At 70.2% G+C, this 5,380-nt stretch carries 7 protein-coding genes; all 7 read left to right on the top strand.

Annotated elements, in window-relative coordinates:
- On the top strand, window positions 1-692 hold a 692-nt coding region (gene uppS / locus ACWF94_RS32340; protein ID WP_453496648.1), incomplete at its 5' end, for a polyprenyl diphosphate synthase.
- 60 nt (window positions 693-752) lie between these two features.
- Window positions 753-1,706: a hypothetical protein gene (locus ACWF94_RS32335; protein WP_453496645.1), complete on the top strand. Its 954-nt coding sequence runs from the start codon at window positions 753-755 to the stop codon at window positions 1,704-1,706.
- Window positions 1,703-2,413, top strand: coding sequence for a hypothetical protein (locus ACWF94_RS32330; RefSeq protein WP_453496642.1), 711 nt, complete (start codon window positions 1,703-1,705; stop codon window positions 2,411-2,413). Before ACWF94_RS32335 ends, ACWF94_RS32330 begins: the two co-directional genes overlap by 4 nt.
- Window positions 2,410-3,105, top strand: a complete 696-nt coding sequence (locus ACWF94_RS32325; protein WP_453496639.1) for an undecaprenyl diphosphate synthase family protein — start codon at window positions 2,410-2,412, stop codon at window positions 3,103-3,105. The genes ACWF94_RS32330 and ACWF94_RS32325 overlap by 4 nt, the downstream gene beginning before the upstream one ends.
- A 19-nt stretch (window positions 3,106-3,124) precedes the next feature.
- Complete coding sequence (locus ACWF94_RS32320) at window positions 3,125-3,829, top strand: hypothetical protein (protein ID WP_453496636.1); 705 nt, start codon at window positions 3,125-3,127, stop codon at window positions 3,827-3,829.
- Window positions 3,816-4,421 (top strand): hypothetical protein, encoded by a 606-nt coding sequence (locus ACWF94_RS32315; protein ID WP_453496633.1) that lies wholly within the window; start codon window positions 3,816-3,818, stop codon window positions 4,419-4,421. Before ACWF94_RS32320 ends, ACWF94_RS32315 begins: the two co-directional genes overlap by 14 nt.
- A 149-nt stretch (window positions 4,422-4,570) precedes the next feature.
- On the top strand, window positions 4,571-5,356 hold the full coding sequence (locus ACWF94_RS32310) for an isoprenyl transferase (protein WP_453496630.1): 786 nt from the start codon (window positions 4,571-4,573) through the stop codon (window positions 5,354-5,356).
- Window positions 5,357-5,380 lie beyond the last annotated feature (24 nt).

Raw genomic sequence — 5,380 nt, 5'->3', positions numbered from 1 at the left:
ATCTGGGCCTGATCCTGGACGGCAACCGGCGCTGGGCCAGGGCCCGGGGCCTGTCGGTCGCCGACGGCCACCGGGCCGGGTTCGCCCGGATCCCGGAGGTCCTGCGGTGGTGCGAGAGCCTCGGCGTGGAAGTGGTGACGCTCTGGATGCTCTCCACCGACAATCTGCGGCGCGACCCGGCCGAGGTCGACGCGCTCGTCGGCATCATCGCCGACACCGTCGACGGACTGACGGAGCACGGCGGCTGGCGCATCCGGCACCTCGGGGTCCGGGGCGCCGTCCGGCAGCCGCTGCTGGCCGCCCTCGACCGCGCGGTGGCCGACACCGCCGGGGCCGACGGCCTCCAGGTCAACCTCGCCGTCTGCTACGGCGGCCGGGAAGAGATCGTCGAGGCGTGCCGGAGCCTGCTGAAACGGTACGAGTCCGAGGGCGGCTCGGTGTCGGAAGCGGCCGAGCGGCTGAGCGTCGCCGCGATCTCGGAGGTGATCGGCACCGGCGTACCGGAGCCTGGGCTGATCATCCGGACGTCCGGCGAACACCGCAGCTCGGGCTTCATGCTGTGGTCCGGCATGTATACGGAGTACTGGTTCACCCCTGTCTGCTGGCCGGACTTCGACCGGGCGGCGCTCGACGGCGCGCTCGCCCACTTCCGGCGGTCGCCCTCCGGGCTGCTGCCCGTAGCGGTGGGGTGATCGGGCATGGAAGCCACAGAAGATACAGCAGGCACGCGGGCCATGGAGGGTACAGAGGCCATGGAGAGTACAGAGGGCATGCCGGGGATGGCGGGCATGCCAGCGACGGCGGGGACGGCGGAAGACGCGTCCGCGCCCGTCCCGCAGCCGGGCTCCCAGGGCTGTGCCATCGGCCTCATCGGCATCGACGGCGCCGGAAAGTCCACACTCGCCGCCGAGCTGGAGCGGCGGCTGACCGGGCGCGGGGTGCCGACGGCCCTGCTCTCACGGCGGCAGTATCTGCGGACGCGTCCCCGGGATTTCGCGGGCGACACCGTGGCGACACTGTACGAGGGCTCGCTGCGGACCCTGTACGGCTTCGCCGGCCTCGACGGCGGGGGCACGCTGGGAGACCACTTCCCGCCACCGGCCGGGCCGGTGATGTCCTCCGGCTTCGAGCGGCTCCTGGACCGCGCGGCGATCACCGGGAACGACCCGAACGCCCTCATCGCGTCCATGCTCTGTGAGATCGCCGGTCATCTGGCGTTCCGGGAGGCCGTGGTGGCACCCGCCGTACGTGCGGGGAAGGTCGTCATCGAGGACACCCACGGCATCAAGATGGTGGTGAAGCTGTATCTGCTCGCGGTCGCCCTGTCGGACTCCGGGCACCGGCCGGACGACAGCGCGGACGCGGTCCTCCAGGCCGGGATGACCGCGCTGCGGCCCGATCCGGCGGTGTCCCTGCCGGTGCTGGTCCAGGTGGATCCCGAGGTGGGCTACGAGCGGCGGGTGGCCCAGCACGGCCGGGTGGGCGGAATGGAGCACTACGGTCCGGTCGGCCGGGCCATTGGGCGCGACTCGTACATCGAGCTCCAGAGCCGCAGCCAGAAGATCTTCGACGCACTCGGCACCCAGTGGAACTGTCTGCGGGTGGACCTGCCGCCCACGGACCGGGAAAGCGGCCTGAGCGCGGCCGTCGACCAGATCCTCGCCGCCATGGACGGCTCAGACAGCCGGGAAAGGCAGGACCCATGAGAGATCAACTCGCCATCGACGTGGAACCGCACTGGATCGACCACCTCCCGGCACTGGACTGGACGAATCTGCGCGCCGGACACCACCGGGCCCGCTTCGTACTGACCAGGCTGGCAGGGGACCGGGAGCTGCTGACCCGGCTGGTCCACGAGATCGAGCACGACGACCGCCGGATGTCCGAGAGCGAGATCCACCCGCTGATCAACCGGCTGATCCTCTACCAGGACGACGCGCGCGGCTTCCAGATCCGGCTCCATATGTCCCCGGGCTCGCGCGAACTCGTCCCGCACGACCACAAGTACACCTTCACCGCGTTTGTGCTCCAGGGCGCGTACGTACATGTGTGGCGGCGGCGCGCGGACCGCGGCGAAGGGGAGTTCACCGGCGACGACATCCGGCCCGGGATCGTCTCCATCGAGCGCCCCGGCACCTGCTACACCTTCGGCCACCCGCTGATCCATCAGACCATCATGCTGCCGGGCACCGTCACCCTGTTCATGCGCGGGCCACGGGTCAAACAGCGGTCCCACGCGGCCCTGGACATGCTGCCGCAGGCGGACAACTGGCCGCCGCCGTCCGAGGCGGGCAAGCCCAAACACGCCAACGGCCAGCGCCCGGTCACCATGGAGGAGTACCGCTCCATGCGCGCCCAGCTCATCGTGGGCGGGCTGATCGACGCGTTACCCCGGCCGGGGCTGACGGCATGAAGCCGCATCACGTCGGGGTGATCCTGGACGGCGGCGCCGACCGCGCCCGTACGGACGGGGAGCCCCTGTCCGAGGCGTACCGGCGCAGCTGTGTCAAACAGCTGGACGTCGTCGAGTGGTGCCGGGCGGAGGGGGTAGCCGAGGTCACCCTGCATGTACCGCTGGCGGCACCCCTGGCCGACGTACAGCTGGAGGCGGTCTGGGGCCAGGTGCTCGAAGGGCTTCGGCGCGGCCGGCCGGGCACCCCCGCGACGGTGCTGAACCACATAGGCGACGCGGCCCGGCTGCCCGCCGGACTCGCCACGAAGCTACGGGCCCACGCCGGGCGGGCCGCCACGGCGGGCCGCGGGTTCACCGTGAATCTGCTGCTCGGCTACGAGGGCCGCCACGAGATCCGCGACGCGGTGCGCTCGATCCTCACCGCCGCGCACGGCGAGGGCCGGAGCCTGGCCGACACGATCTCGGGTCTTGACCCCGAACGGCTGGGCGCGCACCTGGTCACCGGCGCGCTGCCACCGCTCGATCTGGTCATCAGGACCTCGGGCCGCCAGCACCTGGCGGGCTTTCTGCCCTGGCAGGCCGCCTACGCGGAATTCCACTTCGCCGCGGTCCCCGCGCCCGAGTTCGCCCGCGGACATCTGGTGGCGGCGCTCACGGAGTACGCGCGCAGGAACCGCAGGTTCGGCAGATGAGTGAAGGGGAGTGATGACGATGGAGGCGCACGAGGCGGAGGCGTTCGACCTGCCCGCGGCGTGCTCGGAGGTCGACTGGGACAATCCGCGCCGAGCGAGCCGGCAGGCCCGGAATCTGCTGGGCCGGCTGGCGGCCGACCGCGAGCTGCTGTCGGAGATCGTACGGGGCATCGAGACCGACCCGCTGCGGCTCGCCCGCTCCGAGCGGCACCCGCTGCTGCACCGGCTCTCCCTCTACGAGGACCCGGAGCGCCGCTGCCAGCTCCGCCTGCACTTCTTCACCGGCCGTGACCGGGACCTGGTGCCGCACGACCACAAGTACCCGTTCAGCGTCCATGTCCTGTCCGGCGGCTACCTCCATGTCTGGAACCGGCGGACCGACGCCGAACAGGCGGGCGAGTTCACCTCGGCGGACATCACCCCGGGCATCGTCAGCCTGGAGGGGCCGGGAACGACCTACACCTTCCAGAACTCACTGGTGCACCAGACCATCGTGCTGCCGGGCACGGTCACCCTCTTCTTCCGGGGCCCCAAGCGCCAGGACCGCTGGCACGCGGCAGGCGACATGCTCCACCTGCTCAACGGCTACGAGGCACCCACCCCGGGCGAGAAGACCCACCAGGGCTCGGAGCCGATCACCCTCGATGAGTTCGCCGCCATCCGGGAGGACCTGGTCCGGCGCGGCATCATTTCCGACAGGAGGCCATCAGGTGTCACTGCCTGACTTCTTCATCCAGCCCGTCGTGCAACTGCTGGCTCAGTCGCCGTCGCCCTACGACGTGCCGGTGGACCCCGAGATCTTCAACGAGGACTGGCTGGAGCCCACCCTGACCCGTACCCTGGCGCTGCTGGGCGATTCGGACCCGGACGCGCACGCTCCCGCGTCGGCCACCGGCAGCGGGCTCACCTATCTCTCGCTCGCCTCGGACCCGGAACAGGGCTATTCGGTCCATCTGCGGATCGCGGGCGAGGGCGAGTCGGTGCCGCGTGATCCGGCCGAGAAGTCCGTGGTGCTGACCCTGGGCGGCACGATGGAACTGGAGGCGTACCGGCACAGCGGCGATGTGGACACGGACACCCCCTGGTACGTACGGCAGTTCACGCCGGAGAACATCTACGCCTGTCACCCGGGGACGCTGCACTCGGTGGCGCAGTCGCGGGACGCGGTCCAGCTGGTCATCTCCCGGGGGGAGACACCGGCGATCGGCCGTCCGCTCAGCGCCGATGAGTACCGCGCCGCCGCCGGCCGTACGCGGCAGCTCCTCGACCGGGCCCTGGAAAACCGGGCTACCGTGGGGGCACAGCTTCCGGCCTGACCGGTGCGGCTTCGCGATCTCCGGGTGGGTGCCACCGAATCCTGTCGGCATTCCGCCCGTACTCCTTGATCTTCAAGGTGATCACGGGTGTTGGGCGGTTCACTGCTAGGGTCGGCAGCCTGGGTTCACGCGATGGTTGGAGGAAGTCGATGAGGCTGCTGCCCAAGGTGGTTCGTCGGCCGCTGGAAGCGGTGTACGAGCGCCGTCTGGCCAGCACCCTTGAGGGCCTGCCGCGCCCGGAGCACGTCGGGATCATGCTGGACGGGAACCGGCGGTGGGCACGTGAGGCCGGTCACGCCAATGTCCAGGAGGGCTACCGGCGCGGTGGCGCGAAGGTCGCCGAGTTTCTCGGCTGGTGTGTCCAGTCCAGAATTCAGCACGTCACCCTTTTCATGCTGTCCGACGACAACCTCGGCCGGCCCGCCGACCAGCTCGAACCCCTGTTGCAGATCATCACGGAGACCGTCCGGGACGTGTCACTGCCGGGGCTGCCGTGGGAAGTGCAGGTCATCGGCTCGCTCGACCTGCTGCCCGCCGACGCCGCGGGCGCGCTCAAGGAGGCGGCGGCCAAGACCGTGGGCCGGGGTGGCCTCAAGGTCGATGTGGCGGTCGGCTACGGCGGGCGTCGCGAGATCGTGGACGCCGTGAAAGCCGCGTTCGAGGCGCACCGTGCGAAGGGCGGTGCCCCCGAGGAACTGATCGCCAATTTCGATATCGAGCACATTTCGTCGAATCTGTATTCCGACACCGGGCGGGACCAGGCGGACTTCGTGATCCGCACCTCGGGTGAGCAGCGGCTCTCCGGGTTCCTGCTGTGGCAGTCGGCCTACGCGGAGATTCACTTCGTCGATGTGTACTGGCCCGAATTCCGGCGGGTCGACTTTCTCCGTTCCTTGCGCTCCTATGCGCGCCGGGAACGCCGATACGGCAAATAGCGGCCGGCAGTCACGGGCGGGTCC

This window comes from Streptomyces sp. NPDC055078 (assembly GCF_053607985.1).
The sequence above is the reverse complement of the archived record's forward strand: the minus strand, read 5'-3'. Positions and strand labels throughout refer to the sequence as shown.